25 protein-coding genes are annotated in these 26580 nt (G+C 70.6%); 19 read left to right on the top strand and 6 right to left on the bottom strand.

Annotation, left to right across the window (positions count from 1 at the left end; genetic code table 11):
* Nucleotide 1: 1 nt before the first annotated feature.
* The gene (locus HNR30_RS13425; RefSeq protein WP_181610174.1) at nt 2-739 is read left to right on the top strand and encodes a type II secretion system F family protein; all 738 of its coding nucleotides are present in this window, start codon (nt 2-4) and stop codon (nt 737-739) included.
* 215 nt (nt 740-954) lie between these two features.
* Here the strand turns inward: HNR30_RS13425 and HNR30_RS13420 are convergent, their stop codons facing one another.
* Entirely contained in the window at nt 955-1362 is a 408-nt protein-coding gene (locus tag HNR30_RS13420; protein WP_181610173.1) for a VOC family protein, read from the bottom strand.
* A gap of 79 nt (nt 1363-1441) precedes the next feature.
* Here HNR30_RS13420 and HNR30_RS13415 point away from each other — a divergent pair, with 79 nt between their 5' ends.
* The 5 genes from HNR30_RS13415 to HNR30_RS13395 all read left to right on the top strand — a co-directional run bounded on the left by HNR30_RS13415 (nt 1442) and on the right by HNR30_RS13395 (nt 6320).
* The gene (locus HNR30_RS13415; RefSeq protein WP_181610172.1) at nt 1442-2047 is read left to right on the top strand and encodes a TetR/AcrR family transcriptional regulator; all 606 of its coding nucleotides are present in this window, start codon (nt 1442-1444) and stop codon (nt 2045-2047) included.
* 369 nt (nt 2048-2416) lie between these two features.
* Nucleotides 2417-2677 carry a DUF4244 domain-containing protein gene (locus HNR30_RS13410; RefSeq protein WP_181610171.1) on the top strand — a complete coding sequence of 87 codons (261 nt, stop codon included), beginning with the start codon at nt 2417-2419 and terminating at the stop codon, nt 2675-2677.
* Nucleotides 2678-2758: 81 nt separating this feature from the next.
* Nucleotides 2759-3079, top strand: coding sequence for a TadE family type IV pilus minor pilin (locus HNR30_RS13405; protein ID WP_181610170.1), 321 nt, complete (start codon nt 2759-2761; stop codon nt 3077-3079).
* A 194-nt stretch (nt 3080-3273) separates the two neighbouring features.
* Nucleotides 3274-3645 (top strand): Rv3654c family TadE-like protein, encoded by a 372-nt coding sequence (locus HNR30_RS13400; protein ID WP_181610169.1) that lies wholly within the window; start codon nt 3274-3276, stop codon nt 3643-3645.
* A gap of 689 nt (nt 3646-4334) precedes the next feature.
* Nucleotides 4335-6320 (top strand): fibronectin type III domain-containing protein, encoded by a 1986-nt coding sequence (locus HNR30_RS13395; RefSeq protein WP_181610168.1) that lies wholly within the window; start codon nt 4335-4337, stop codon nt 6318-6320.
* A 374-nt stretch (nt 6321-6694) separates the two neighbouring features.
* Here the strand turns inward: HNR30_RS13395 and HNR30_RS13390 are convergent, their stop codons facing one another.
* Entirely contained in the window at nt 6695-9415 is a 2721-nt protein-coding gene (locus HNR30_RS13390; protein ID WP_181610167.1) for a DEAD/DEAH box helicase, read from the bottom strand.
* 139 nt (nt 9416-9554) lie between these two features.
* Here HNR30_RS13390 and HNR30_RS13385 point away from each other — a divergent pair, with 139 nt between their 5' ends.
* The 5 genes from HNR30_RS13385 to HNR30_RS49230 all read left to right on the top strand — a co-directional run bounded on the left by HNR30_RS13385 (nt 9555) and on the right by HNR30_RS49230 (nt 16149).
* Nucleotides 9555-9905 (top strand): STAS domain-containing protein, encoded by a 351-nt coding sequence (locus HNR30_RS13385; protein WP_181610166.1) that lies wholly within the window; start codon nt 9555-9557, stop codon nt 9903-9905.
* 2 nt (nt 9906-9907) lie between these two features.
* Nucleotides 9908-10336, top strand: coding sequence for an ATP-binding protein (locus tag HNR30_RS13380; RefSeq protein ID WP_181610165.1), 429 nt, complete (start codon nt 9908-9910; stop codon nt 10334-10336).
* A gap of 763 nt (nt 10337-11099) precedes the next feature.
* A complete protein-coding gene (locus HNR30_RS13375; RefSeq protein WP_181610164.1) occupies nt 11100-13409 on the top strand; it encodes a sodium-translocating pyrophosphatase in 2310 nt (769 codons plus the stop codon).
* A gap of 295 nt (nt 13410-13704) precedes the next feature.
* Nucleotides 13705-14166, top strand: a complete 462-nt coding sequence (locus HNR30_RS13370) for a SixA phosphatase family protein (RefSeq protein ID WP_246378551.1) — start codon at nt 13705-13707, stop codon at nt 14164-14166.
* 15 nt (nt 14167-14181) lie between these two features.
* Complete coding sequence (locus HNR30_RS49230; RefSeq protein WP_181610163.1) at nt 14182-16149, top strand: FUSC family protein; 1968 nt, start codon at nt 14182-14184, stop codon at nt 16147-16149.
* On the opposite strand, the gene serB is transcribed toward HNR30_RS49230, so the two are convergent.
* A complete protein-coding gene (gene serB / locus HNR30_RS13360; protein WP_312894388.1) occupies nt 16089-17297 on the bottom strand; it encodes a phosphoserine phosphatase SerB in 1209 nt (402 codons plus the stop codon). The genes HNR30_RS49230 and serB overlap by 61 nt on opposite strands.
* A 104-nt stretch (nt 17298-17401) precedes the next feature.
* On the opposite strand from serB, the gene HNR30_RS13355 reads away from it, so the two are divergent.
* Both HNR30_RS13355 and HNR30_RS13350 read left to right on the top strand, forming a co-directional pair.
* Entirely contained in the window at nt 17402-18079 is a 678-nt protein-coding gene (locus tag HNR30_RS13355) for a GNAT family N-acetyltransferase (RefSeq protein WP_181610161.1), read from the top strand.
* Nucleotides 18076-18915, top strand: a complete 840-nt coding sequence (locus tag HNR30_RS13350; protein WP_181610160.1) for a lysophospholipid acyltransferase family protein — start codon at nt 18076-18078, stop codon at nt 18913-18915. Before HNR30_RS13355 ends, HNR30_RS13350 begins: the two co-directional genes overlap by 4 nt.
* Here HNR30_RS13350 and HNR30_RS13345 read toward each other — a convergent pair.
* The 3 genes from HNR30_RS13345 to HNR30_RS13335 form a co-directional block, all read right to left on the bottom strand.
* Complete coding sequence (locus HNR30_RS13345) at nt 18912-19448, bottom strand: DUF11 domain-containing protein (protein ID WP_181610159.1); 537 nt, start codon at nt 19446-19448, stop codon at nt 18912-18914. The genes HNR30_RS13350 and HNR30_RS13345 overlap by 4 nt on opposite strands.
* A 98-nt stretch (nt 19449-19546) precedes the next feature.
* On the bottom strand, nt 19547-20554 hold the full coding sequence (locus HNR30_RS13340) for an S-adenosylmethionine:tRNA ribosyltransferase-isomerase (RefSeq protein ID WP_181610158.1): 1008 nt from the start codon (nt 20552-20554) through the stop codon (nt 19547-19549).
* Nucleotides 20551-21201, bottom strand: coding sequence for an SDR family NAD(P)-dependent oxidoreductase (locus HNR30_RS13335; protein WP_181610157.1), 651 nt, complete (start codon nt 21199-21201; stop codon nt 20551-20553). Before HNR30_RS13335 ends, HNR30_RS13340 begins: the two co-directional genes overlap by 4 nt.
* Nucleotides 21202-21342: 141 nt before the next feature.
* Between HNR30_RS13335 and HNR30_RS13330 the strand changes: the two genes are divergently transcribed.
* The 6 genes from HNR30_RS13330 to HNR30_RS13305 are packed head-to-tail and all read left to right on the top strand — an operon-like array spanning nt 21343 to nt 26578.
* The gene (locus HNR30_RS13330) at nt 21343-22095 is read left to right on the top strand and encodes an ABC transporter permease (protein WP_312894387.1); all 753 of its coding nucleotides are present in this window, start codon (nt 21343-21345) and stop codon (nt 22093-22095) included.
* 15 nt (nt 22096-22110) lie between these two features.
* Nucleotides 22111-23109 (top strand): taurine ABC transporter substrate-binding protein, encoded by a 999-nt coding sequence (locus HNR30_RS13325; protein WP_181610155.1) that lies wholly within the window; start codon nt 22111-22113, stop codon nt 23107-23109.
* Nucleotides 23093-23797: an ABC transporter ATP-binding protein gene (locus HNR30_RS13320; RefSeq protein WP_181610154.1), complete on the top strand. Its 705-nt coding sequence runs from the start codon at nt 23093-23095 to the stop codon at nt 23795-23797. Before HNR30_RS13325 ends, HNR30_RS13320 begins: the two co-directional genes overlap by 17 nt.
* 9 nt (nt 23798-23806) lie before the next feature.
* Complete coding sequence (locus HNR30_RS13315) at nt 23807-24886, top strand: LLM class flavin-dependent oxidoreductase (protein WP_181610153.1); 1080 nt, start codon at nt 23807-23809, stop codon at nt 24884-24886.
* The gene (locus tag HNR30_RS13310; RefSeq protein ID WP_181610152.1) at nt 24870-25979 is read left to right on the top strand and encodes a GAF domain-containing sensor histidine kinase; all 1110 of its coding nucleotides are present in this window, start codon (nt 24870-24872) and stop codon (nt 25977-25979) included. The genes HNR30_RS13315 and HNR30_RS13310 overlap by 17 nt, the downstream gene beginning before the upstream one ends.
* Complete coding sequence (locus HNR30_RS13305; protein ID WP_312894385.1) at nt 25976-26578, top strand: response regulator; 603 nt, start codon at nt 25976-25978, stop codon at nt 26576-26578. Before HNR30_RS13310 ends, HNR30_RS13305 begins: the two co-directional genes overlap by 4 nt.
* The last annotated feature ends 2 nt before the right edge of the window (nt 26579-26580 follow it).

The following is a 26580-nucleotide window of genomic DNA, read 5'->3' as shown; positions in this document are numbered from 1 at the left end:
GATGTCCCTCCTGATCGCCACCATCAGCGCCGCCCTCGCGACCTGGTTCTGGCTCACCCCGAAAACCCCGGCCGACCGCCTCGCCGCCCTACGCCCAGCAAAGTCCCCCGCAGCCGACGCGCCACCAAAGCTCCCAAGTGCGGCCCGCAAGTCCTGGCTGCCAGCCCTCGCCGCAGGCGCCCTCGCTGCCCTGGCCGCCGGCGGCTGGCCCGCAGCACCGGTAGGCCTCGCCACCGCGATCGCCGTAGCCGCGATCCTCCGCAGACGCGACTCACCAGAAACCGAACAAACCAGACGCAGAATCACCACGGACCTGCCCTTCGCCGCAGACCTGATGGTCGCCTGCCTCCGCGCGGGCCAGCCGGTCAGCGCAGCCACCTCCACCGCCGCCACCACCGTCGGCGGCCCCTTGGGCGAACGGCTGACCTGGGTGAGCACCCAGCTGCGCCTGGGCGCCGACCCCGAGCCCACTTGGCACCACTTCGGCAGCGACCCATCTACCCGCCAACTGGCAAGAGCCATGATCCGCGCCGCCCACAGCGGTGCCCCCGTGGCCGACGTCCTGACAAGGGTCGCCGACGAAGCCCGCTCGACATCCCGCGCAGCCTCCGTGGCCCGCGCCCGCCGAGTCGGCGTCACCGCCGTCGCGCCCCTGGGCCTGTGCTTCCTTCCGGCATTCGTCCTACTCGGCATCATCCCCGTGATCGCCGGCCTGGCCCAGGGGATCGTCCTGCCCTAGATGGCCCATCCTCCGCCGTGCGCCACACCGGTTGATCAACGAGAGCTCAGAAACGAGTGCCCACGGTTCAGGAGGCGAAGGTTTCTGGGAGCAGCAGGCGGCCGTGAACTGGGGTAGCAGGGGCGGCCAGGCAGGATGCCTCCCGGTCCCGACCACCCACCCTGCACGACCGCAGCCCGGCTGGCCGCCCCCCATCACCCCTCACAACCAACCATCTACGCGTACTGCTCGGCGTACTCCTCCGACGGCGGAATGGGCGTGATCACATCGATCAACACCCCGTTCGGATCGGCCACCATGAAGTGACGCTGCCCGAAGTCCTCGCTCCGCAGCTCAAGCTCCGCCTTCAGCCCGCCGCGCACCACGAGCCGCTCGTACTCCGCGTCCACATCCTCAACCTCGAAGTTGAGGAGCAACCCCTGCACAGGCACACGGTAGGCAGCAGGCAACGTCGGATGGTGAAAGTCCAGAAGCGCCAGCTCGTACGGCACAGGCCCGGGCAACCGCAGGCTGACGTACCAATCCGCTTCGAAGGTCGTCTCGAACCCCATCACCTCCGTGTAGAACTCACGCGACTCATCAATCTTCGCCGTGGCGATGACCGGATAGAAGCTCGTCAACATGACACACCCTCCTTCACATACCGCTGGTATGTGAAACCTAGCTGACATACCATTGGTATGTCAAAGCGAGCGGAGGACGATGAGCAGGGCAGAGCAACGCGACCAAACCCGCCGAACACTGCTGCAAGAGGGCAGAAAACAGTTCGCGTCAGCGGGCTACAGCGCCGTGGGCCTAGCCCAGATCGTGAGCGCGGTAGGCGTCACCAAAGGCGCCTTCTACCACCACTTCCAGAGCAAGGAAGACCTCTTCCGCGCCGTGCTGACCGAGATCCAGCAGGAGGTCGCCACCCGCGTCGCCCAAGTGGCCGACGCCGAGCCCGACCCATGGGACCAACTGGTCGCCGGCTGCCACGCCTTCCTGGCGGCGAGCGCCGACCCCGACGTCCAGCAGATCATGCTCATCGACGCCCCAGCCGTCCTGGGCTGGAACGAATGGCGCGCCCTCGACGAAGCAGCCTCCGCCCGCCACCTCACCGAAGCCCTCACCCACCTCATGAAAGTGGGCGTGATCGCCACCCAGCCAGTGGAACCGCTGGCCCGCCTCCTGTCCGGCGCCATGAACGAGGCCGCCCTCTGGCTAGCCGCCACCCCCGACCCCACAGCCCTGGCGACCACCAAAAGGGCCCTGACCACGATGCTCCAAGCCTTCCGCACCACCCCACCCGCTGCCCCCAGCACCCCTTGACCCAAGCCCGCCTACGACCCCGACGTGCACAGATCCCGGGCCGGCCCCTCACCCGACCGGCGCAATCCTCGACCGGCCACCGGCGGCCCCGGCCTCCGGGGCCTGAGCGGCCTCGACAGACCCTGCCCCCGTCGCGCCCCAATTGACCTCGGCCGCCCCGGCCCGCGCGTCCCGATTGCCCCGACCGGCCACTCGGCCGCCCCTCCATCGCCCTTGCGCCCCGGCCCCACATGCCGCGTTTCCTCCCCATCCCCGACGATCTCGCGTTATCCACAGAGCCCCGTTCGGCCCCACCCCACCCCCACCGCTTCGAGCACCCTGAACCTCACCCGCCGGAGCCCACTTCCGGCACCAGGATGAGGAGGCACGATGCCCGACGAGCCCAACGCCGTGGTCGCCGTAACAAGCTCGCCCAAGCCGCCGCTCCAGCGCCTCGCCACCCGACGACGCGCCCTGCTGGCCCGCCTCAGAGCCGACCGCCTCGACCGCGGCATGTCCACCGCCGAATACGCCGTAGGCACCATCGCCGCCTGCGCCTTCGCAGCCCTGCTCTACAAGGTCGTAAGCAGCCCAGAAGTCCAGGAGATGCTGTCCAGCCTCGTAGACCAGGCCCTGAACACCAACGGATGACACCCCGCCCACACCCCCGAAGGCGGTGACCTCCTGCCCCCCACCGACCGGTTGCGCAGCCCAAGAGCGAGCCGCGGCTCGGTGACCGCAGAGACCGCGGCGGTGCTCCCAGCACTCGTCGCGGTCCTCGCGGCCGCCCTCTGGCTCGTCCAGGTCGTGGGCGCCCAACTCGAATGCGTCGACGCCGCCCGCGCCGCCGCCAGAGCGGCCGCCCGCGGCGAACCCCTCGCGGACGTCGAGCACCGCGCCCGCGCAGCCACCCGCCCAGACGCCCTGATCGCCGTTGACCGTGCCACCGACCTAACCCACGTCCGCATCACCGTCCACGTACGGCCAGCCTGGGGTCTTCCACTGCCTCCAGCGACGGTCAACGCCAACGCCATCGCCGCCACCGAGCCATAGGCCGAGTGGGCTTGAGGCCCGCGAGAGGTTCCTAGTCCCAGAGTTTCGTAGTCCCAGAGGTTCATGAGCCCAGGGGTTCATGAGCCCAGGGGTTCATGAAGCCAGGCGTTCATGAGCCCAGGAGTTCATGAGCCCCAGAGGGCTTAGCCAGGAAATGCCACGAACCAACGAGAGCGACGAGAGGACCGCCACACATGAGCCCACCCACCGCCGACCGCGGGTCAGCCACCCTGTGGAGCGTCGCCCTCATGGCCCTCCTGATGATCGCCGCCACAGCCATCACCACCGTCGGCGCAGCCCACGTAGCCCGTCACCGGGCCCAGACAAGTGCCGATCTGAGCGCCCTGGCCGCCGCCAAACTCGCCATCGCCGACCCCGACGAAGCCTGCCGCGCCGCCAAACGCATAGCCGAAGCCAACCGAGCAGCGCTCACCAATTGCGCCCTCGCCGCAGAAATGGTCGACGTCGACACCGCTGTGCGGATCACTCTTCCGGCCATCGGCGAGCGCATCATCACCGCCCACGCCCGAGCCGGCCCAACCCGCATAGGCCCGCTCCGCCCATAGCCTCAGCGCTCAATCGCGCCGCGGCGCGTGTACCTGGCGTCAGGCGCCTCCGGTCCCCGCCCCAGGTCCCGTACCTCGGCTAATGCGCCCGGCTAATGCGTCCCGGCCCTAAGCCCTTCGCTGCCAAGCCAAGGCACCTTGGTCCCAAGGGCCTCAGTCCCAACGCATCTCAGCGCCTGGATCGCGGCTCCCGTGCCCAGGTCTCGGGCCTCGGCTCCCGTGCGTCGGTCTCGGGCCTCGGCTCCCGACTGCACCCCACCTGCTCCTGCCCCTGCTCCCGCTCCTCGCTCCTCGCTCCTGCTCCCGCCCCCGTCCCCGCTCCCCGCTCCCGCTCTCGCCCCGCTCCCGCTCTCGCCCCGCTCCTCGCGCCTGCTCATCTTGGGTCCGACTCCCGGTGCCAGCAGCCCCTGAATCCCCGTCTCTCCTGAGGTGAAAGTGCCGCAAGTGGCAAGGTCGCAAAAGAATCACGACTTCTTGGACGCGGTGTCCAAAAGTGGCACGGCTCACATAAGGTCGCGCTTACCTCCGGGTCCATGCCGTCTGGGCTGAGATCTAGGACATGTCGTGATCCAGTGGCTAGGCTGCTCGGCACCTTGAGGTGGGTATGTCCTAGCACTTCCGGATGCCGTACGAGCGCTTGTGGGGGCGGGCGGAGCGACGGCGCGAGGCTTTCGTTGGAGGGAAGCGTCGTGACGGTGGTTCGCAGACTGTTAGCCGCATCGGCGGTCACGTCGATCGTGACCACCTCCCTGGTCTTGGGCTCGGCGGCGCCGGCGCAGGCCAAGGCGGTGCTCAACGCGCCGGCGAAGGTGACGAGCAACTCCTCGGTGACCATCACCGGCACCGTGGACCCGCTCTTCGACGCGATCCTCTACGTCGACGGTTCCGAGGTGGCCAAGGGTGACCAGCGGGTCAGTTACACCTGGAATCCCTCCGAGCGGCAGAACGGGAGTTACACCCTTAAGCTCGTCCAGAAGGGCAAGCTCGTAGGTGCCCGGTGGGATGAAACGAGCGCCACCCTCAAGCAGGCCATCCCGCCGGCCACGCCTTCAGGGGTCGATGCCAGGCTGCAGGGCAACGACCAGATCGTCGTCACCTGGCCCAAGGGTGACGAGCCGGACCTGCAGAGCTACGAGGTGGCCACGACCCAGTCCGGTGTCGTGGGAAAGCTGCCCGTGGGCCAGGCCTGTTCGAGTTCGTCGTGCAAGGCGGTGCTCGCCGTACCACCCAAGGCCGCCGGGCAGCCGGTCGGATTCACCGTGAAGGCCCACCGCAGCGACGGCGAAGGCGGGAGCATCGCGTCGGGGTTCTCGGCCCCCGCCGTTGTCATGATCCCGGCTCCGCCGGCCGCGAAGCCCAAGAAGACCACCCAGCCGACCACGGCGCCGAAGGACAAGAACAAGCAGGGCGTCGAGGCGTTCCCCACGCTCCCCGCCAAGGACAAGAGCAAGCCCGCGACCACCACCAACGCGCAGACTCCCAAGGTCAAGCAGAAGCTCCCCGAGATTCCCGAAACCGACGAACAGGGCAATTTCCCGCTGCCTTCACCCGAGGCGAGCGGGCCGAAGGCGGACGGTGACGCGGGCACTCTGACGCCGGAATCCGACGGGAGCACCGACGGTAAGGAAGCGCCCGCCGTCGAGACGGGCGTCAAGGCCCAGTCCTCGGAGTCGCCGATCGGCACGATCGGTCAGTACGGCTTGTACGTGGCGGGTGGCCTGATCCTGCTCCTCCTCGCCGCCCATGGTGGTGCCTGGGCCCGCCGCCGCGCCCTGGCCGCCGCCGGCGCTGCCGCTGCTGGTCCAGGCGCGGGCCCGACTAGGGGCTCCGCTGCTGGGGTATGGACCTCTGGCGCCACGCCCCGACCCGGCGGCCAGGTCACCGGTCCGGTCTCCGCTCACAGCCATCTCGCCAACGACAGCCTGCCTCCGACCTCCAGCGCCCCGCGCCGCTCGGCCGTGGTCCTCGCCGTGGCCAAGGTCCGTACGGCCAAGCAGCCCGAGCAGCCAGCGGTGCCCGATCAGTTACGGCAGGACGCGTCACCTGTCTCGCTGCCGCTGTATCTGAGTGCCGACGATTTGAAGGCGGGTCAGCGGGAGGCTGAAGCGGTTCGCTCAGGTCAGCGCGACGCTGAGGTTGTTCGCTCGGGTCAGCGCGACGCTGAGGCGGTTCGCTCGGGTCCGCGTGAAGCTGAAGTGGCTCGCGCAGGACAGCGAGAGGCTGAGGAGGTTCGCTCGGGACAGCGCGATGCCGCTTTCACGGGGGCTGCGCACCAGCTTGACGCTGACATCCCTCGTCCTGAGCTTGGCGCTGGCTCTGGTCTTGGTTCTGGCTCCGTACGGCAGGCGGGTGCCCATGAGGCTCGGGCGGACGCCGTACGAATCTCGGTGGAGCGCGAAGGCGGCCCCGTCAGGGCAGACCTGGGGCCTCGGCATGAGCCCGTACGGCTTGCGCTGCCCAGTTCGGCGGTGACCGTCGTGCCTGAGGGTGAGCGGGGTGCGGCGCGTCCTGCTATCAAGATCGAGGAGCGTTGGGACGACTATCTGCCGCCCAGCCCTCGCTCCATGGAGGACAGCGGCTTCTGGGAGCGGCCGCAGCCGGGGGCAGGAGACTTCTGGGCGGCCGACGAGGACGAGCTCGCCGAACGGCGGCGGCGCCGGGACGAGGAGAGCTGAGCTTCCTCCGCCGGCGGGGGCGAGCGGCCGGGCACTCGGTTGGGTGCCCGGCCGCCTGCCGTCCGCTTGGTCGGTCGGGGCTTGGGCGTCGTGCGTGCTCCGGCTTCGGGGCGCTGGCTGGTTGAGCTCGTCGCGGCCCGTGTGGAGCGGCTGGCCGAGATGGCCTCAGCGCGGGCGATTGGTGTGACGTCGGGCCGGGACGAGGTCAGGGCGAGGGGCCTGGCATCGGGATGACGGCGCGAGTTCCGGTGTCACGGCGCGGGCTGTGGGATTTGGGCGCGGTGCTGGGACGAGGACGCGGGTTCGCGTGAAGGCAGGGTGCGATTCCAGGGCGGGTCCGGGGTCCGGGGTCAGGGTCCGGGTTAGGGGGATTTTCAGAGGGCGGGGTCAGAGGGCCGGTCAGAGGGCCGGGTCAGGGAACCTCGCGTCGCTGGTGTCTCGGCGCTGAGCAGCGTGTCAAGCAAGCGCAACGCCCCCGCCTTGTCCAGTGGCTCGTTGCCGTTCCCGCACTTGGGGGACTGGATGCACGATGGGCACCCCCGCTCGCACTCGCACGACCCGATCGCCTCCCGTGTGGCCGTCAGCCACTCCGAGGCGCGTGAGTAGCCGCGTTCGGCGAAGCCGGCGCCGCCCTCGTGGCCGTCGTAGACGAAGACCGTGAGCGTGCCGGTGTCCGCGTGGAGTTCGGTCGAGACGCCGCCGATGTCCCAGCGGTCGCAGGTGGCGAACAGGGGGAGCAGGCCGATGGCGGCGTGCTCGGCGGCGTGGGCGGAGCCGCCGAGGTCGAAGCCGGCCTCGGCGAGCGGGGCGACGACGTCGGCGGGGAGGGTCCACCAGACGGCGCGGGTGCGGAGGGTGCGCGGGGGCAGGTCGAGGGGCTCGTCGCCGAGCATTTCGCCGGTGTGCATGCGGCGTTTGAGGTACGACACCACCTGACGCGTCACCTCCACCTCGCCGAAGTGCAGGTCGGCGGCGCCGAGGGCGTGGGAGCGGATGGTGGACAGGATGCTGATCTCGGTGATGTCGCGGGCGAAGGTGGAGTAGTCGGGCTGGGCGGCGCACACCAGGGCGACGCCGGAATCGAGGTCGAGCTCTTCGACGAGGAACGTCTCGCCCTGGTGGATGTAGACCGCGCCCGTGTGGACGGTGGTGTGGGAGGAGGGCTCGTCGACGGTGCCGAGGAGGCGGCCGGTCGCGGACTCGACCACCTGGACGGGGGACGCTCCGGAGCCGCGGATGTCGGCCAGGTCGGTGGCGCGTTCGCGGCGGGTCCAGTACCAGCCGGCGGGGCGGCGGCGGAGCAGGCCGTCGGTGACGAGGCCGGCGAGGACCGCTTCCGTGGTGTCGCCGAAGATCTCCAGGTCGGCGTCGGTGAGGGGGATCTCGGCGGCGGCGGCGCACAGGTGCGGGGCCAGGACGTACGGGTTGTCGGGGTCGAGGACGATCGCCTCGACGGGCCGGCCGAACAGCGCCTCGGGGTGGTGGACGAGGTAGGTGTCGAGGGGGTCGTCGCGGGCGATCAGTACGGCCAGCGCGTCCTGACCGTCTCGGCCCGCGCGGCCTGCCTGCTGCCAGAGGGAGGCTCGGGTGCCGGGCCAGCCGGTGATCAGGACGGCGTCGAGGCCGGAGACGTCCACGCCGAGTTCGAGGGCGTTGGTGGAGGCCAGGCCCATGAGGGTGCCGGAGCGGAGCGCCTTTTCGAGGAGGCGGCGGTCTTCGGGGAGGTAGCCGGCGCGGTAGGCGGCGACCTTGTCGGGGAGAGCGCTCCAGTCTTCGGTGCCGGAGGAGCGGGGGGCGGGGACTGTGGGGGTGTGAGCCCCGGGGAGCGGCTCGCCGGGGGGTGGGGTGGTGGGGGACGAGGGTGAAGTGGGGGACGAGGGCGAGGCGGAGGGTGAGAGTGAGGGCTCGAGGGCCGACGGCGAGGCGGGGGGTGAGGGCTGGGCAGCGGTGAACGGCTCGGAGGCGGGTGAGGGCTCGGTGTCAGGGGGCGGCACCGGCGCGGTGGCTGGGCCCGGCGCGGGAGCGTCGTCGGGCAGGGAGTACGGGTCGTCCCATGACATGGGGAACGGCATCGCGGGCCGCTGTGCCGTACTCGACAAGGACACCGCGACGTCGGCGAGTTTGGCCCTGGCCGAGAGGGCCACGCTCTCGGCGCCTCGGCGCGAGCGGACGAACGCGAGGGTTCGGACGTCGGACAGGACGAGATCGGCGAGCAGGTCCGCGGCCTCGGCCGTGGCGGTGCGGCGGACGGGAGCGCCGCCCTCGCCCCGCAGATCGGTCAGGGGCGGCTCCCAGAGCGCGAAGGTGGTCGCCCCACGCGGAGACGCGTCCGTGGCCACCTCGGCCATCTCCAGCCCCGTCAGCCGCATCCCTGACAGCGCCGGGTCGCTCGCGGTGGCCGAGGCGAGGAAGAAGACGGGCCGTGAGCCGTACCTGGCGGCGACGCGGCGCAGGCGCCTGAGGATCTGGGCGACGTGGGAGCCGAAGACGCCGCGGTAGCCGTGGCACTCGTCGACGATGACCATGCGGAGGCGGCGGAAGTAGGACGACCAGGACGAGTGGCGGGGGAGCATGCTGCGGTGGAGCATGTCGGGGTTTGTCAGGACATAGTTGGCGTGCTGGCGGACCCAGGTGCGTTCCTCGAAGGGGGTGTCGCCGTCGAAGGTCGCGGCGCGAAGCTGGGTGATCTTGAGTTCGCGCAGCGATCTGAGCTGGTCGGCGGCCAGAGCCTTGGTCGGCGTGAGATACAGCACAGTGCCGCCGTCGAAGATCGAGGAGACGGCCGGGGTGAGGTACGCGAGCGACTTGCCCGACGCGGTGCCTGTGGCAATGATCACGTTTTGGCCGCGATGTGCCAGATCTGCGGCTTCGTACTGATGTGGCCAGAGACCCGGGATGCCGTGGTTCGCCAAGCGCGTAACCAGCAGCTCGGGCGCCCAATTCGGCCATCTCACTTGACCCGCCTGACGTGCTGGAACATGCTCCACATGAGTGACGCGCTCATGACGTGCAGGAACTCCGAGCAGGTGCTGGAGGAGTGGACCGGCTCGGCGTGGGGAGGAAGTCGAGGAAGTCACTGGTTTCCAGTCTGGCATCCATGGGCAAAGTCGCCGGGAATCGTGATTTCGTATAGACGTAAGCAAGACCCGTGGTTGAATGCCGCGCGTCGGGGTCGGGCAGCTCAAGGCTGTCAGACCTGAAAGAGTACTTCGCAGGCGAGGCGCTGGAGGATCTGTGGATCTGAAGTTGGATCACCACAACGAAGACCGGCTCACCATCGTGGAGGTCGAGGGTGAGATCGACGTCTACACGGCGCCCAGGTTGCGTGAGTTGCTGATCGATCTGGTCAACAAGGGCAACTTCCACCTGCTCGTCAACATGGAGAAGGTCGACTTCCTCGACTCGACCGGCCTGGGTGTCCTGGTCGGCGGGCTGAAGAGGGTTCGAGCGCACGACGGCTCACTCGAGCTGGTGTGCACTCAGGAGCGCATCCTGAAGATCTTCCGGATCACCGGACTCACCAAGGTCTTCGGAATCTACGCTTCGGTCGACGAGGCCAAGGAAGCTCACGGCCGAGACAAGTAGTCATGGCTACCGTCGAGCTGACGTTCAGCGCTCTCCCCGCGCACGTGCGGACCGCCCGGCTCGTGGCGACGGCGATCGCCCGTCGTACAGGCGTCGAGGAGTCGCTGCTGGACGAGGTCAGGCTCGCAGTCGGTGAAGCATGCTCCCGGGCGGTCGAGGCGCACCGCGCCCACTGCCCGGGAGAGCCGATCCGCATCGAGCTGAGTGACGATTCTGGGCGTTTCGAGGTCACCGTGAGTGACCAGGCGCCCAGTGACGAGCATGAGCATGATCGACCACTCGATCTGAGCATGCTGTCCGACTCCTACACGAGCGGCTTCGGCATCGCGGTCATCGCGGGCCTGGCCGACGACGTGGAGGTGTTCCCCAGCCCCAAGGGGATGAGGATTCGGATGAGCTGGCCGGCGTCCGCCAACGGGCGCGCGGGCTGACGCAGCGCGGTTGTTCGTGTTGCGGGTGTGTGTTTGTAGGGCGCTTCCTTGTGAGGGTTTCTCTCGTTTCTCTCGGTGCGGCGCTCTACGGGCGTTTTCTTCACTTGCGGTTGCCGGACGGCCGGCGCGGCGCGGGGTTCCTGCGGGGGCCGGCGCGAGGTTCTTTACGGCCGGTGCGAGGTTCTGTACGGCTGCCGCAAGGTTGGGCCCAGTCGCCGTCCGGGGCCGGGCTCTGTCCAGGGGCACGGCCGGCCGGTGCGCGTGGCCGGGCGCCGTTACGGCCTCATAGCCGGGCGGGCTCACAAGGCAGCCGGGCGGGCTCACAAAGGCAGCCGGGCGAGCTCACGAGAGACAGCCGGGCGCGCTCACGGGAGCGGGGGCGCCGGGGACGGCTGCGTGTGGACGCGCCGTTGACTCCACGACCTGACGCGGCCTTCACAGGGCGCGCGGCTTGGAGCGTTCCTGCCCCGGATTTCGGTTAGGACTTTTAGCCCTTCAGTTGCGACCGTAACGTAAGTGCAATACCCGCAAATCGGCCCACTCCCTGGGGATTACTGGACGCGCAGCCAATTGGCCGACCAAAGAGCCTTCATATCTGTTGAAGCCCTGCGTAGACTCCCGGCACCGGCCAAGGTGATCCGACGTAGCTTCGGACTCAACCGGAAGCGGCTGCCCATAACCCGGATGGCCGCCGCTCCAAAAGATCCCGCCGATTGCGACGTCGCCATCCGGGCAGGACGTACCCGTCTTGCCGAGGAGAACGATGTCTAGGCTCTATCTGGCCGCCGCGCCAGAATCCACGCTCAATCTGAGCGGTAACAACCTCACAATAGTGGTCGTGGTCGCCGCTGTGGCGCTGATCGCACTAGCCGTCGCCGGCGGTTTGGTGCGCGAGGTGCTCAAGGCCGACCAGGGCACCGAGCGCATGCAGAACATCGCCAGGGCTGTCCAGGAGGGCGCGGCGGCGTACCTGTCCAGGCAGTTCAAGACGCTCGCCGTCTTCGTCATCCTGATCCCGATCGTCCTGTTCCTGCTGCCGGGCTCGATGGACGTCAAGATCGGCCGTTCGATCTTCTTCGTGGTCGGCGCGGGATTCTCCGCCCTGACCGGCTTCATGGGCATGTGGCTGGCCGTACGCGGAAACGTGCGCGTGGCCGCCGCCGCCCGGACGAGCGGTGAGAAGAAGGCCATGCGCATCGCCTTCCGCACCGGTGGTGTGGCGGGCATGTTCACCGTCGGCCTGGGCCTGCTCGGCGCCGCCGTGGTCGTGCTGCTTTACAAGGGCGACGCCCCCGGCGTGCTGGAGGGCTTCGGCTTCGGCGCCGCGCTGCTGGCGATGTTCATGCGAGTGGGCGGCGGCATCTTCACCAAGGCCGCGGACGTCGGCGCGGACCTGGTCGGCAAGGTCGAGCAGGGCATCCCCGAGGACGACCCCCGCAACCCGGCGACCATCGCCGACAACGTGGGCGACAACGTCGGCGACTGCGCCGGCATGGCGGCCGACCTCTTCGAGTCGTACGCGGTCATGCTGGTCGCCTCCCTGATCCTGGGCAAGGTGGCCTTCGGTGAAGAGGGCCTGATCTTCCCGCTGATCGTCCCGATGATCGGTGTGCTCACCGCGATCATCGGCATCTTCATCACCGGCATGCGCGACCGCGACCGCAACGGCATGGCCGCGATCAACCGCAGCTTCTTCATCTCCGCCGCGATCTCCGCGGTGCTCGTGGCCGCGGCCGCCTTCTGGTACCTGCCCAGCAGCTTCTCCCAGCTGAGCGGCGCCCAGGTGCAGTCCGACGCCGACCCGCGCCTGGTCGCGATCGGCGCGGTGCTGGTCGGCCTGGTCCTGGCCAGCGCGATCCAGCTGCTCACCGGCTACTTCACCGAGACCAACCGCCGCCCCGTCAAGGAGATCGGCGAGAGCTCGCTCACCGGCCCGGCGACCGTCATCCTGGCCGGCATCAGCGTCGGCCTGGAGTCCGCGGTCTACACGGCGCTGATCATCGGCGGTGCGGTCTACGGCGCGTTCCTGCTCGGCTTCGGGAACGTGACGCTCGCGCTGTTCGCGGTCGCGCTGGCCGGTACCGGCCTGCTGACCACCGTCGGCGTCATCGTCTCGATGGACACCTTCGGCCCGGTCTCCGACAACGCCCAGGGCATCGCCGAGATGTCCGGCGACGTCGAGGGCGAGGGCGCCCAGGTGCTCACCAGCCTCGACGCCGTGGGCAACACCACCAAGGCGATCACCAAGGGCATCGCGATCGCGACCGCCGTGCTCGCCGCGACCGCGCTGTTCGGAGCCTTCCGCACCGCGGTCGAGGGCGCGCTGGCGGAGGCGAGCGCCGGGGTCAAGGCGGTGCTCGGCGACTTCGCGACGTTCAGCCTCGGCATCGACCAGCCGAACGTCCTCGTCGGCCTGATCATCGGCGCCTCGGTCGTCTTCCTGTTCTCGGGTCTGGCGATCATGGCCGTGGGCCGCGCCGCGATGCGCGTGGTCTTCGAGGTCCGCGAGCAGTTCCGCAGCAAGCCGGGGATCATGGCGGGCACCGAGACTCCGGAGTACGGGCGCGTCGTCGACATCTGCACCCGTGACTCGCTCCGCGAGCTGGCCACCCCCGGCCTGCTGGCCGTCATGACGCCGATCGCGGTCGGCTTCGCGCTCGGATACGCGCCGCTCGGCGCCTTCCTGGCCGGCGCCATCGCGTGCGGCACCCTCATGGCCGTCTTCCTCGCCAACTCCGGTGGCGCGTGGGACAACGCCAAGAAGCTGGTCGAGGACGGGCACCACGGCGGCAAGGGCTCCGAGGCCCACGCCGCCACCGTCATCGGCGACACCGTCGGCGACCCGTTCAAGGACACCGCCGGTCCGGCGATCAACCCGCTGATCAAGGTCATGAACCTGGTCGCGCTGCTGATCGCGCCGGCCGTGGTGCTCTACGCGGACAGCCCGGCGATGCGGATCGGGATCACCGCGGTCGCGGTGGCCGTGGTGGTGGCGGCGATCATCGCCTCCAAGCGCCGCCACGTGTCGATCGCGCCGACCAACGACCGTGAGAAGGAGCCTGTCGCCTCGTAGGTGACGTGGTTCACGCGAAGGCCCTCCGGCTGGTTCCGGGGGGCCTTTTCACGTTTCCGCAGGAGAAGCGGGGCTTCCCAGCAGGGCAGGGAAATGGCAGCGGGCAGGGAAAGCACGAGAGGGCAGGGGGCAGGCGGCGCGGGGGCGCGGGCCGTACGCGTGGGAGACTGAACCCATGGAAGAGCAACGGCCGAACGGCGGGAAGACCCTGGCCATCATCCTCCTGGCGATGCTGGTGATCCTGGCCGTGATCACCGTGCTGGCCGTGTGGGCCACGAGCAGGGGCTGAGCGACGATGACGACCCGCACCCTCATCCTGCTCCGCCACGCCAAAGCCGCCCAGGTCCTCGGCCTGGCCGACCGCGAGCGCCCCCTGACCGACCGGGGCGAGCGCGACGCCAAGCGGGCGGGCGACGCCATCCGCGAGGCCGGCCTCGCCCCCGACCTGGTGCTCTGCTCGCCCTCGACCCGCACCAGGCGTACGGCGGAGCTGGCCTTCCCCGACACGGAGACGAGCTTCGAGCGCGAGATCTACGAGGCCTACCCGGAAGATCTGCTGGAGGTCGTGCGCAGGACCGACGACGCGGTGCGGACCGTGGTGTTGTGCGGGCACAACCCCGCCATCGAGGAGCTCGCCGGCGGCGACCATCACATGCGCCCGGGCGCGTACGCGGTGATCGAGATCGAGTGTCCGTGGGTAGACCTCTGGCCAGGGGAGGGACGCCTGGTCGCGCGCTGGGATCCCAAGGAGAACTGACCGGGGACACTGCCTATGCGGGCGACGGCCGCCAGAGCGTTGCGACGCGGATTCGAGCTGCCCGCCCGGCCGCCGTGGGGCTACGGCGTGCTGTGCGCGGTCTCGATGGCGCTGCCGCTGGTGGCCGGGCTGGTCGGCGGGCATCCGCATTACGGGTCGATCGCCGCGCTCGGCGCTTACTTCACGGCGTTCGGCGACGTGTACGGCAAGCCGTACGGCGTGCGGGCGCGCAGGGTGCTGGCCACGGTGGCGCTCATCTCGGCGGCGTTCTGGCTGGGCGCGTTGTTGTCGCCCTTTCCTGCGGCGGCGATCGTCGCCGTGGGGCTGGTGGCGGCGGCGGGCGCGCAGTGGCGCACGTTCGGGGTGCCGCCGGCGCTGGCGCTGGTGGTGGGGTACTACGACGCGCTGCCGATCGGGTGGACGCCGCCGCTGATGCTGGCCGGCGGCGGGCTGCTGTACGCGGTGCTGGCGCTGGCGGCGTGGCCGTTCAACCGGCTGGATCCGCTCACGTCGGCGTTGAGTCAGGCCTGTACGGCTGCCGCGAGCCTGCTCGACGGGCTGAAGCTGGGCGAGGAGGAGTGGCACGAGCGGCGGCAGCGGTTGTCGAAGGCGATCGGGGCGGCGGCCACGGCTTCTGCCTCGTTTCACAGCTCGGACGACCATGATCGCACTCCGGACAACTACGTGGGGGTGCTGCGGCGGGTCTTCCACGAGACGGTCGCGCTGCGGGTGCTGGTGGAGGGCATGGGGCGGGCGCCGGATCCGCGTGCTGCGGTCGGTGCGCTGGCCGGGGCGCTCAGGGAGGCGGCCGCGGGGAGCGCGGTAGGGGTGCCGGTGGCGCTGTCGGCGGTGGCGGCCTACGCGGAGCAGGTCAAGCACGCCACAGCGAAAGCCGGCGAAACCTCCGCCGAGCTGGCCCGCCTGGCAGCCGTACGCCGCTGCCTGGATCGTATGGCCGCCGCCGTCCGCACCGCCGGCCTCCTGGCCTCCCAGGGCGTGCACGCGCCCGAGCGCCGCCCCCGCCTGGCCTGGCCGGAGCTCAAGGAGCCGGCCCACGCCGCCCGCGTCGGACTGACGACCGCCCTGGCCATGGCCCTGATGATCGGCTTCCACGCCCACCACGGCCGCTGGTTCGTCTTCATGGTCCTCATGGCCATGCGCTCCACCTACGGCGACACCGTCGAGCGCGTGGTCCTCCGGGTCGCCGGTACGGTCGTCGGTGCCACGGTGGCCGCGCTGATCCTCGCCCTCGTCCCCGGCAGGTTCACCATCGTCGGCATCGTTCTCGTCTTCGGCACCGCGGGTTTCGCCTTGCGGGAGGTGAGCTTCGGCTACTGGAGCATTCTCGCCACCCCGCTGGCCCTGATGTTGTCGGACTTCGCCACCACGCTCGACTGGCCCGCGGCGGCGGCGCGGCTGGGGCTGACCGCGGCGGGCGGTGTGCTGGCGCTGCTGGCGGCGAGGGTGTTGTGGCCCAGGGGCGAGGCGGGCAAGCCGAGGGGCTATCTCGTCGACCTGCTGGTCAGGCATGCGAGCCTGGTGCGGACCCTGGCGGAGGGCGATCTCAAGGCGGTGCCGGAGCGCATCGTGCAGGCGGGGGACGCCGCCGTGGCGCTGGACGAGTCGCTGGCGCGCCTGGCCAAGGAGCCGCCGATGCGCGAGGCGCCGAAGGAACTGGTCGAGGCGGTCGCGATCAGCAGGAGGATCAGGGACGACTCGATGCTCATGTCAGCGGTGCTGGGCGGCCAGGATGGTGCCGACGGCGCCGTGGTGGCGGTGCTCGACACCGTCGCCGACCAGCTGGAGGCCTTGGCGCGTGCCGTACAGGACGGCGAGGAGCCGCCGCGCCTGGGGCGGCTCGACGCGGCGGGCCGGGAGCTGACGGCGCGGCCCGCGCTGCGCGCGTTGTGTGAGGACGTGGTTCAGCTGGCGTCTTCCGCGTCGGCCGCCTCGATCTCGTCGCGCGGGATGCCGAGCAGGTAGAGGATCGAGTCGAGGTAGGGCGTGTTGACGGTGGTGTCGGCGGCCTGGCGCACGACGGGCTTGGCGTTGAACGCGATGCCGAGCCCGGCGGCGGCGATCATGTCGAGGTCGTTGGCGCCGTCGCCGATGGCCACGGTCTGGCTCATCGGGATGCCCGCGGCCGTGGCGAACCTCTCCAGCGCCCTGGCCTTGCCGGGACGGTCGACGATCTCGCCGGTCACGCGGCCGGTCAGCACGCCGTCGGCGACCTCCAGGGTGTTGGCCGCGGAGTAGTCGATGCCGAGGTCGTCGACGAGGGCGTCGGTGATCTGGGTGAAGCCGCCGCTGACGATGGCGAAGCGGTAGTCGAGGCGCTTGAGTGTGCGCACGAGGGTGCGCGCGCCGGGGGTGAGCACGACCTCGCGGCGCACCTTCTCGAAGACCTCGGCCGACAGCCCTTCGAGCAGGGCGACGCGGCGGCGCAGCGATTCTGCGAAGTCGAGCTCGCCGCGCATGGCCTCCTCGGTGACGCGGGCCACCTCGTCGAGGCAGCCGGCGTGGGCGGCCAGGAGCTCGATGACCTCGCCCTGGATGAGCGTGGAGTCGACGTCCATGCAGATGAGGCGCTTGGCCCGGCGCGAGAGGCTGATGCGCTGGACGGCGACGTCGACCTCTTGAAGAGCTGCTTCGAGGGCGAGTTCGGCACGCAACGTCTCGGGGTCGGCGCCGGAGACGGACAGCTCGATGGAGGTCACCGGCCACTGGGCCAGGCGCTCGATGCGGTCGATGTTGGCGCCGGCGGCGGCGATGCGCCCGGCGATGCCGGCGATGGCGGCCGGCTGCAGCGGCTGGCCGAGCACGCTGATCGACAGGCGGCCGCGCCGGCGGCGTTCCTTGACCGACGAGCCGGTGGACAGCTCCACCTCCATGCCCAGGTCCTCGGCCACGTGCTCCACCGCGGTCCACAGGCCGCCGATGGTGGTGCCGGTGCCGGTCGACGGCCCGCCCGCGTAGGCGATGAGCACGCCCAGGGTCAGCCGTCCCCGGATGACGACCTGTTCGATGTCGGCGACGGTCACCGGGAAACCGGACAGGACGGCGAAGAGGCGCGAGGTGACCCCCGGCCGGTCGGGGCCGGTGAGAGTGATCAGGAGGGTTCGCTGGTCCACACCGGCCACGCTACTGGGCGCGCCGTCATGGTCGTGCAGGAGGTTCACCATGTGGACGGGTGAGTTTCGGGTGGCGGCAACCATCGCCTGCGTTCATTGGACCCATGTACACCGTCGGGCTCGCGCAATCGGCCGCGGACCTCAGGGCCGCGCAACGTCTCCGCTATCAGGTCTTCGCCGACGAGTTCGGCGCCCGGCTCGACTCCCCGGTGAGCGGGCACGACGTCGACCGGTTCGACGCCTACTGCGATCATCTGCTGGTCCGCTCGGAGGGCGAGGTGGTGGGCACCTACCGCCTGCTGCCGCCCGGCCGTAGCGACCAGCTCTACTCCGAGACCGAGTTCGATCTGAGCCCGCTGAAAGCGATCAGGCCCGGCATGGTCGAGACCGGCCGGTCGTGCGTGCACCCCGATCACCGCACGGGGACCGTCATCGGCCTGATGTGGGCGAGCATCGCCCGCTACATGGTCGACGGCGGGCACAGCTGGCTGGTGGGCTGCTGTTCGGTGCCGGTCGAGGATGCCGGCGACGTGGCCGACCGGGTGCCGCTGGGCCCGGAGGAGTATCGGGTCAAGCCGCTGCTGCCCTGGTCGGACCTGGGTCAGGAGCGTCGCAGCGACTTCCGGCTGCCGCCGCTGCTGCGCGGCTACCTGCGCCTGGGCGCGTGGGTGTGCGGGCCGCCCGCGCTGGATCCGGCTTTCGGGACGGCCGATTTCCTGGTGCTGCTGCCCATGTCGCGGGTGAACGACCGCTACCTGCGCCACTTCCTGGGGGAGCGATGAGCTGGTTTCCCACCTCGCCGTGCACGCCGCAGGCCTGCATCCAGAAGCCGTCGCGGCCCGCGTCGTGGGTGCGCAGGCTGGTGCGGGTGCTGGCCGCCGTGTCCGTGGTCGCGGCCGCGCTGGTGGTCAGGGGCACCTCGCCGGCCTGGTCGCGCGCGCTGGTGCGGGCCCTGGGCATCAGGATCGAGGTACGGCGGGGCTTCGCCGTGTACGGCGGGGCGGGCTGGCCGAGGGAGGTGGGCGGCGACGGCTCGGCACTCATCGTGGCCAACCACATCTCGTGGCTGGACCCGCTGGTCATGGCGGCGGCGCTGGGCGGCACGCCCCTGGCCAAGCAGGAGGTCGCGACGTGGCCGCTGATCGGCGGGCTGGTGCGGCGCTCCGGCGCGCTGTTCATCGTCAGGGGCTCGCTGCACGCCCTGCCCGAGGCGGTGGCCAGGGTGAGCGCGGCGTTGCGTGAGGGGCGCAGCGTCGCGGCCTTCCCCGAGGGCACGACCTGGTGCGGCCGAGGTGGCGGCACCTTCCGCCCCGCCGTCTTCCAGGCGGCGCTCGACGCCGGGGTGCCGGTCAGGCCGGTGGCGCTGGCCTATCGCGAGGACAACCAGCAGGGCTCGACGGCGGCCGCCTACATCGGCCAGGACAGCCTGCTGAGCTCGGTGTTCAGGATGGTGTCTGTGCGGCGGCTCACGATCCAGGTCACCGTGTTGCCGCCGCTGACGGCGGTGGACCGCAGGCATCTGGCGCGTGCCGCCGAGGCGGCGGTCGTCTGCGTCACGGGGCAGGCGGTTCGTCAGACCGGAAGGGTGCTGCACCCTTCCGGCCTGACGGTGGGCTAGCGGACGATCTTGGACTTGACCGTCTTGCCGTAGAACCAGGAGTTGAAGCCGCCCAGGCGGTCGATCTCGTCCTTGGGCAGGTCGGTCATACCGGTGGGGATGTCGTAGACGATGGCGCCCAGCTTGGCGGTGGCGGTGCCCTTGGTGCCCTTCTTCAGCTGGATGTGAAGGGTCAGCCAGTCGCTGTCGCCCTTCTCCAGGACCCACGGGCCCCAGCAGAGGATGTTCCTGGTGTCGGCCATGGCGCACCGGGTGCCGGTCGGGCCGCTGTAGCGCAGCTTCTTCAGGTCGGTGCCCTTGGGCAGGGTGCCGCCGAGGTAGTAGTAGTCGGCCACGTGCGGGCCCTCGTTGTAGGCCTCGATCGTGTACCTGTAGGTCTTGCCGGCCTTGACCTTCTTGGGGCCCTTCACGGCCACGTCCATGACGGAGTACGGGTCGTCGGCCGTGGTGGCGGCGGAGGCGGGAGCGGAAACGAACAGCGCGGATGCGGCCACAGCGGCAGAAAGGCCGGTCAGCCACGTCTTCTTGGACATACAACGTCTCCATGAGGAAAGCGGAGGAGGACGTCGCGAATGACACCCCCGTAAATACCGGCTTTTCCTATCACGGAGGTCAAAGGCAAGTAAAGCTATTACTTAAGGATCAGGTGCACGTCGCCGAACTCGTGCCACAGATACCCCTCTCGCAGTGCTTCTTCGTAGGCGAGGAAAAGCGCCTCGGCCCCCGCCACGGCCGTCAGCAGCCGCACGTGGCTCGACACCGGTTCGTGCAATCCCGTGAGCAGCCCGTCGACCCAGCGCACCCCGGTCTCGGGCGTGACCAGATGGGTGGTCCACCCCGATGACCGCCCCGTGAGGGCCGTGGTCTCCAGCGCCCGCACGACGGTCGTCCCCACGGCGATCACCCGCCCTCCCGCCGCCCGCGTGTGCTCGACCAGCCGCGCGGTGGAGGCCGGTACGGCGAAGCGCTCGGCGTAGGGCGGCTCGCCCTTCTCCGGCGAGGCGACGCCGGTGTGCAGGGTGATGGGAGCCACGGTGACGCCGCGCGAGACCAGCTCGGTCACCAGCCGGGTGCTGAAGGGCCGGCCCGCGCTGGGCATCTCGGCGCTGCCCGGCACGGTCGCGAAGACCGTCTGGTAGTCCTCGATGGGCCATTCCCGCGGCACGTAGGAGTAGCGGATGGGCTTGCCGTACCTGCGCAGGTAGCTCTCGACGTCGCGGTCGAGCACGGCCCGCCACAGGCGCGGGGTCTCGCGGTCGAGCAGCCGCAGCGTGGCCCCTCCTGGCAGGGGGAGCCACTCGCCCTGTTCGCCGCCGCCGTAGGGCTGGGTGCCCTTGGGGCCGAGGCGGCGCAGCTCGACGAGCCAGGTGCCGTCCTCGCGGGCGGTGGAGAAGTGCACGGCCAGCCGGTCGAGGCGGACGGCCGCGGGCAGGGTGGCCGAGTTGTTCACCACGACCAGGTCGCCCGGTTCCAGCAGTTCGGGCAGCTCGGGGAAGCGGTGGTGGGAGACCTCGGCGCCGCGTGAGAGCAGCAGCCGCACCCCGTCGCGTGCCAGCCCGCGTGCCTCCGGCGGCTCGTGCGCCTCGGGCACGGACTCGAAGGCCATTCCCGCGAAGGGATCCTTGGTGAGCGCGCTCATTGCAGGTTCACCCGGCCGCTGGCGGGGCGGCTGCGCACCAGGTCGTGCAGGGTGGCGGCGACCTTGGCAGGGTCGGCGGCCCCCGCGGCCTCCTCCGCTCCGACGGCCTCGGCCAGCATGGCGGTGTTCATCTCGCCCGGATCGACCCACCACACCGCCACGTCGGGCTCTTCGGCGGCCAGCACGTTGGACAGTTGCTCCAGCGCGGCCTTGGTGCTCCCGTATCCGCCCCATCCGGCGTAGGAGCCGGTGGCGGCGTCGGAGGTGACGTTCACGATCGCGCCGTGCCGGGCGCGCAGCACGGGCAGCGTCTCCTGGACGAGAGCCAGGGGGGCGGTCACGTTGGTCTCCAGGAGCCCGCGGAAGGTGTCCAGGGGGAAGGCGTCGAGCGGGCGGATGCCGCCCAGGGCGCTGGCGTTGTTCACCAGGAGGTCGAGTTCTGGTACGGCGTCCGCGAGCCGGCGCCGGTGCGCGGGGTCGGCGACGTCGCCGGGCAGTGCCAGGGCGCCGAGTTCGTCGGCCGCGGCCCTGAGCGGCAGGGAGTCCCGCGCGGTCAGGACGAGGTTCCAGCCCGCGCCCGCCAGCGACCGCGCGAGCGCGAGGCCGAGACCGCGGGACGAGCCGGTGATCAGAGCTGTGTTCGTCATGCTCCCCAACGTAGGAACGGCGGCGCCCGCGCACATCGGGCGCTGGTCCTAGGACCTGGGACGGGGGTTGCCCGCGCCCGGCCGCCGGTATACCCTTCTTTTCCTACTATATAAGTCGGTTAAGGCGGATTAATGAGGGCCGTGGCACTGCGACTGGGCGGAGTCCTGGCGCTGCTGGGCATCTGGTGGGCGGTGGCGGCGGCGCAGATCTGGCCGCCGGTCTTCGTCCCCACCCCCGCGGCGGTCTGGGAACAGTTACTCAAGACCTCCGTCACCGGCTACAGCGGCTACTCGCTCGCCGACCACCTGCTGGTGAGCCTGGGCCGCATCCTGCTCGGCAGCCTGTACGGCATAGCGGCAGGCATCGTCGTGGGCCTGGCCCTCGGCCTGGTCCCCGCCTTCCGCGCGGTTTTCGGCCCCCTGGTCACCTTCGTCAGGACCCTGCCGCCCCTGGCCTACTTCAGCCTGCTGATCATCTGGCTGGGCATCGACGAGCCGCCGAAAATCGCCCTGCTCTTCGTGGCCGCGATGCCCCCGGTGGCGGTCGCGACCGCGGAAGCCGTGCGCGGCGTGCACGAGGACTATCTCAACGCCGCCCGCTCCCTCGGCGTCTCGCCCTGGGGTCTGCCCTTCCTCGTCGTGCTGCCTTCGGCGCTGCCCGAGGTGCTGGTGGGCGTCAGGGTCGCCGTCGGCGTCGCCTACACCACCGTGGTCGCGGCCGAGACGGTCAACGGCGTGCCGGGGATCGGCGGCATGATCCGCGACGCCCAGCGCTACAACCAGACCGACGTGGTCGTGATGGGCCTGCTCGTCATCGGGGCTTCCGGGCTGGCCATCGACCTGCTGCTGATCCGACTCCAACGCCTGCTCGTGCCGTGGCGCGGCAAGGCCTGACCCCCGGGAAACACCATGAGAAAAGCCCTCGTAGCAGCCCTGATGCTCACCCTCGCCGCCTGCTCCTCCCCGGCGGCCACGACCACCGCGTCCGGTGCCCCCGCCGAGCTCCGCATCGGCTACCAGCTCATCCCCAACGGCGACCTGATCGTCAAGGACCAGAAGTGGCTGGAGGAGGCCTTGCCCGACACCAAGATCACCTGGACCAAGTTCGACTCGGGCGGCGACGTCAACACCGCGATGGTCGCCGGGAGCATCGACATCGGCCTGGCCGGATCCTCTCCGGTCACCCGCGGCCTGTCGGCTCCCCTGAACATCAAGTACAAGGTCCCGTGGATCTTCGACGTCATCGGCGAGAACGAGGCCCTGGTCGCCAGGACCGCCACGACCGTCGCCGAGCTCAAGGGCAAGAAGATCGCCACGCCCTTCAGCTCGACCGCCCACTACAGCCTGCTGGCCGCCCTCCAGGACGGCGGGCTGGCCGAGACCGACGTGACCATCGTCGACCTGGAGCCGCCGGACATCCAGGCCGCGTGGGCCCGTGGCGACATCGAGGCCGCCTACGTGTGGACCCCGGTGCTCGGCGAGCTCCAGAAGAGCGGCAAGACCCTGATCACCTCCAAGGACCTGGCCGCCAAGGGCAAGGTCACCGCCGACCTGGCCGTGGTGCGCACCGAGTTCGCCGACGCCTATCCCAAGGCCCTGCAGACCTGGCTCGTCCAGCAGGACCGCGCGGTCAAGCTGGTGCGCGGCGACAAGCAGGCGGCGGCTGCTGCGGTGGGCCGCCAGCTCAACCTCAACTCCGCCGAGGCCTCCAGGCAGATCGACCAGCTCATCCTGCTCGACGGCAAGGAGCAGCAGGCCGCGCAGTACCTCGGCGGCGGGCTGGCCGACAACCTGCACAGCGCCGCGCAGTTCCTGTTCGGCCAGAAGAAGCTCGACGCCGTCCCCGCGCCGGAGGTCTTCAAGCAGGCCCTGGCGGTCAAGGAGCTGGCCGGTGCCTTCGCCGGATAGCGTCGCGCTGAAGGGCGTCACGCTCACCTACGGACGCAAGGTCCACGCGCTCGACGGCATCGACCTCGCCATCGAGCCGGGCGAGTTCGTCGCCATCGTGGGCCCCTCGGGCTGCGGCAAGTCCACCCTGCTCCGCCTGGTGGCCGGCTTCGCCCGGCCCACCGGGGGAGAGGTGCGGGTGGGCGGCGAGCCGGTGGCGGGGCCGGGGCCCGACCGCGGCATGGTCTTCCAGCAGCCCCGGCTGTTCCCGTGGCTGAGCGTGCGGCGCAACGTGGCCTTCGGGATCCGGCGCCACCCCGGCCGCGACGCTCGGGTCGCCGAGCTGCTGGACCTCGTGGGCCTGGCCGACGCCGCCCGGCTGCGGCCGTACGAGTTGTCGGGCGGCATGCAGCAGCGCGCGGCGATCGCCCGCGCGCTCGCGCCGGACCCCGGGATCCTGCTGATGGACGAGCCGTTCGCCGCCCTCGACGCGCTCACCCGCGAGCGGCTCCAGGAGGAGCTGCGCCGCATCTGGCAGCAGACCGGCAAGACGGTGCTTTTCGTGACGCACTCCGTGGATGAGGCTGTGTTTCTCGGCACCCGCGTCCTCGTCATGTCCAAGCGGCCAGGACGCATCGTCCTCGACCTTCCCCACCAGCCCGACCTGCGCGAGACCGTCTCGACGGCGGTACGGCAGGCGGCGGTCTAGGAGTCACCCATGCGCTTCCACTGGTTCCTGCCCACCACCGGAGACGGCCACGAGGTCCGCACCGCCATCACGACGACCGACACCTTCCGCCCGGCGGCCCGCCCTGCCACCGTGGCCTACCTGGCGCAGGTCGCCAGGGCGGCGGAACACGCCGGGTTCGAGGCCGCGCTGACCCCCGTGGGCGCGGGCTGCCCCGACCCATGGATCGTCTGCAGCGCCCTGGCCCAGCACACGTCCAGGCTGAAGTTCCTGGTCGCCTTCCGTCCTGGGTTCACGCTGCCCAGCCTGCTGGCCCAGCAGGCCCAGGCCTTTCAGGAGATATCGGGGAACCGGCTGCTGCTCAACGTCGTCACCGGCGGCGATCCCGTGGAACAGCGCTCCTACGGCGACTTCCTCGACCACGACGCCCGCTACGCCCGCACCGACGAGTTCCTCGACGTGCTCAGGCGCGCGTTCAAGGGCGAGCCGTTCGACTACCGGGGCGACTACTACACGCTCGAAGGCGGCGGCCTGACCGAGCCCATCGCCCCCGAGATCTACTTCGGCGGAGCCTCTCCCGCCGCCGAGCAGGTCGCGGCCAGGCGCGTGGACGTGGCGCTCATGTGGGGCGAGCCGCCGTCGGCCATCGCCGAGCGGGTCAAGCGGCTGCGCGACCTGGCGGGCGAGCGCCCGCTGCGTTTCGGGGTCCGGCTGCACGTCATCGCCCGCGACACCTCGGAGGAGGCCTGGGCCGAGGCCGACCGGCTGCTGAGCGGCATGGACCCGGCGCGCATCGCCAGGGCCCAGGAGCGCTTCGCCCGCTTCGACTCCGTCGGCCAGCGGCGCATGGTCGACCTGCACGGCGGCGGGAGTGCCCGAGACCTGGAGATCCACCCGGGCCTGTGGGCCGGCGTGGGCCTGGTCCGCGAAGGGGCGGGCACCGCGCTCGTGGGCTCCTACGCCGAGGTCGCCGAGCTGATCCGCCAGTACGCCGCGGCCGGCGCGGAGGAGTTCATCCTGTCCGGATGGCCCCACCTGGAGGAGGCCCTGAGGGTCGGCGATTTCGTCCTGCCCCGGCTCGTAGGGTTGGAGGGTGTCAACCGATCGTGAGGCCATCCTGCAGGCGGTCAGCTCGGCCGTGCTGGCCGTCACCCGCCACCTGTCGGTGCGCGAGGTGCTGCAGGTCATCGTGCGCTCGGCCCAGCGGCTGCTCGACGCCCGCTACGCCGCGCTGGGCGTGCCCGACGAAGACGGCTCCTTCGGCGAGTTCGTCGCGGAGGGCCTCACCGACAAGCAGTGGGACGCGATCGGCCCGCTCCCGCGCCAGCACGGCATGCTCGGCGCGATGTTGCGCGAGGGCGCGCCCGTACGGCTCGACGACCTGACCAAGGACCCCCGCTTCGAGTGGTGGCCCAGGGCGCACCCGGTGATGCGCGACTTCATCGGCGTGCCCATCAAGGACGGCGAGCAGGTGCTCGGCATCATCTTCCTGGCCAACAAGCGCAGCCCCGGCGGGTTCGACCAGGCCGACGAGGAGCTGCTCACCCTGTTCGCCGCGCACGCCGCGATCGCGCTGACCAACGCCCGCCTCTACGAACGCGGGCGCGAGCTGGCCATGCTCGAGGAGCGCAACCGCATGGCGCGAGAGTTGCACGACGCCGTCACCCAGAAGCTGTTCTCGCTGCGACTGACCGCCCAGGCCGCCGCCACGCTGCTGGAGGCCGACCCCGGAAGGGCGGCGGTGGAGCTGGAGCGGGTCCAGAAGCTGGCGGGCGAGGCGCTCTCCGAGCTGCGCGCGGTGATCGTCGAGCTGCGCCCGGCCGAGCTCGACCGGCACGGGCTGGCCACCACGCTGCGCAAGCACGTCCAGCTGCTCGACCGGCTGCACCCGATGGAGGTCTCGTTCGACGCCGCCGAGCTGCCCGATCTCGACCCGGCCGTGGAGGTCGCGGTGCTGCGCGTGGCCCAGGAGGCGCTGCACAACGCGCTGCGCCACTCGGGAGCCACCCGCGTGGCCGTACGGCTCGGCCACGCCGGAGGGGTGCTGGCGTTGTCGGTGGCCGACGACGGCACCGGCTTCGAGCAGGGCGACTCACGGGGCCTGGGGCTGGCCTCCATGCGTGACAGGGCCGAGTCGGTAGGTGGCACGCTTGCCGTGTCGTCCCACCGGGGGACGACAGTCGTGATGGAGGTCCAGGCGTGATCAAGGTGCTCATCGCGGACGATCACCCGATCGTGCGGCAGGGGCTGCGCACGTTCCTCGATCTCCAGGACGACATCACCGTGGTGGGCGAGGCGGAGGACGGTTTGCGGGCGGTCGAGCTGGTCGAGAGCCTGGAGCCCGACGTGCTGCTGCTCGACCTGAAGATGCCGCGCCTCGACGGGCTCGGGGCACTGGGCAGGTTGTCGGGCTCCGCCGTACGGGTCGTGGTCCTGACCTCGGTCAGCGACCGTGCCGACGTCGGCCCGGCGATGCGGGCGGGTGCGGCGGGATTCCTGTACAAGGACATCGACCCGCCGGCTCTGGTGCAGGCGGTGCGGGCCGTGCACGGCGGGCAGGTGCTGATGGCGCCGGAGGCCGCCGAGGCGATGATCGGCGCGCCGGTCGCGGTGCCGCTGACGGATCGCGAGCTCGAGGTGCTCAAGCTGATCGCCGCGGGCCGCTCCAACCGGGAGATCGCCGGGGCGCTGCGGGTGGCGGAGAAGACCGTCAAGACGCACGTGTCGAACGTGCTCATGAAGCTCGGCGTACAGGACCGCACCCAGGCGGCCCTGTACGCCGTGCGTCACGGCCTGGGCTGAAG

It is taken from the genome of Nonomuraea soli, from assembly GCF_013761175.1.
GTDB lineage: Bacteria > Actinomycetota > Actinomycetes > Streptosporangiales > Streptosporangiaceae > Nonomuraea > Nonomuraea soli.
The sequence above is the reverse complement of the archived record's forward strand: the minus strand, read 5'-3'. Positions and strand labels throughout refer to the sequence as shown.

What these genes read in the sequence shown, in the direction of transcription:
- HNR30_RS13335 (WP_181610157.1), bottom strand. Translation starts at nt 21,201, where the DNA reads ATGACGAACACAGCTCTGATCACCGGCTCGTCCCGCGGTCTCGGCCTC.
- HNR30_RS13325 (WP_181610155.1), top strand. Translation starts at nt 22,111, where the DNA reads ATGAGAAAAGCCCTCGTAGCAGCCCTGATGCTCACCCTCGCCGCCTGC.
- HNR30_RS49230 (WP_181610163.1), top strand. Translation starts at nt 14,182, where the DNA reads ATGCGGGCGACGGCCGCCAGAGCGTTGCGACGCGGATTCGAGCTGCCC.
- HNR30_RS13400 (WP_181610169.1), top strand. Translation starts at nt 3,274, where the DNA reads ATGAGCCCACCCACCGCCGACCGCGGGTCAGCCACCCTGTGGAGCGTC.
- HNR30_RS13340 (WP_181610158.1), bottom strand. Translation starts at nt 20,554, where the DNA reads ATGAGCGCGCTCACCAAGGATCCCTTCGCGGGAATGGCCTTCGAGTCC.
- HNR30_RS13415 (WP_181610172.1), top strand. Translation starts at nt 1,442, where the DNA reads ATGAGCAGGGCAGAGCAACGCGACCAAACCCGCCGAACACTGCTGCAA.
- HNR30_RS13410 (WP_181610171.1), top strand. Translation starts at nt 2,417, where the DNA reads ATGCCCGACGAGCCCAACGCCGTGGTCGCCGTAACAAGCTCGCCCAAG.
- HNR30_RS13420 (WP_181610173.1), bottom strand. Translation starts at nt 1,362, where the DNA reads ATGTTGACGAGCTTCTATCCGGTCATCGCCACGGCGAAGATTGATGAG.
- HNR30_RS13370 (WP_246378551.1), top strand. Translation starts at nt 13,705, where the DNA reads ATGACGACCCGCACCCTCATCCTGCTCCGCCACGCCAAAGCCGCCCAG.
- HNR30_RS13315 (WP_181610153.1), top strand. Translation starts at nt 23,807, where the DNA reads ATGCGCTTCCACTGGTTCCTGCCCACCACCGGAGACGGCCACGAGGTC.
- HNR30_RS13355 (WP_181610161.1), top strand. Translation starts at nt 17,402, where the DNA reads ATGTACACCGTCGGGCTCGCGCAATCGGCCGCGGACCTCAGGGCCGCG.
- HNR30_RS13350 (WP_181610160.1), top strand. Translation starts at nt 18,076, where the DNA reads ATGAGCTGGTTTCCCACCTCGCCGTGCACGCCGCAGGCCTGCATCCAG.
- HNR30_RS13425 (WP_181610174.1), top strand. Translation starts at nt 2, where the DNA reads ATGTCCCTCCTGATCGCCACCATCAGCGCCGCCCTCGCGACCTGGTTC.
- HNR30_RS13345 (WP_181610159.1), bottom strand. Translation starts at nt 19,448, where the DNA reads ATGTCCAAGAAGACGTGGCTGACCGGCCTTTCTGCCGCTGTGGCCGCA.
- HNR30_RS13390 (WP_181610167.1), bottom strand. Translation starts at nt 9,415, where the DNA reads ATGCCAGACTGGAAACCAGTGACTTCCTCGACTTCCTCCCCACGCCGA.
- HNR30_RS13380 (WP_181610165.1), top strand. Translation starts at nt 9,908, where the DNA reads ATGGCTACCGTCGAGCTGACGTTCAGCGCTCTCCCCGCGCACGTGCGG.
- HNR30_RS13375 (WP_181610164.1), top strand. Translation starts at nt 11,100, where the DNA reads ATGTCTAGGCTCTATCTGGCCGCCGCGCCAGAATCCACGCTCAATCTG.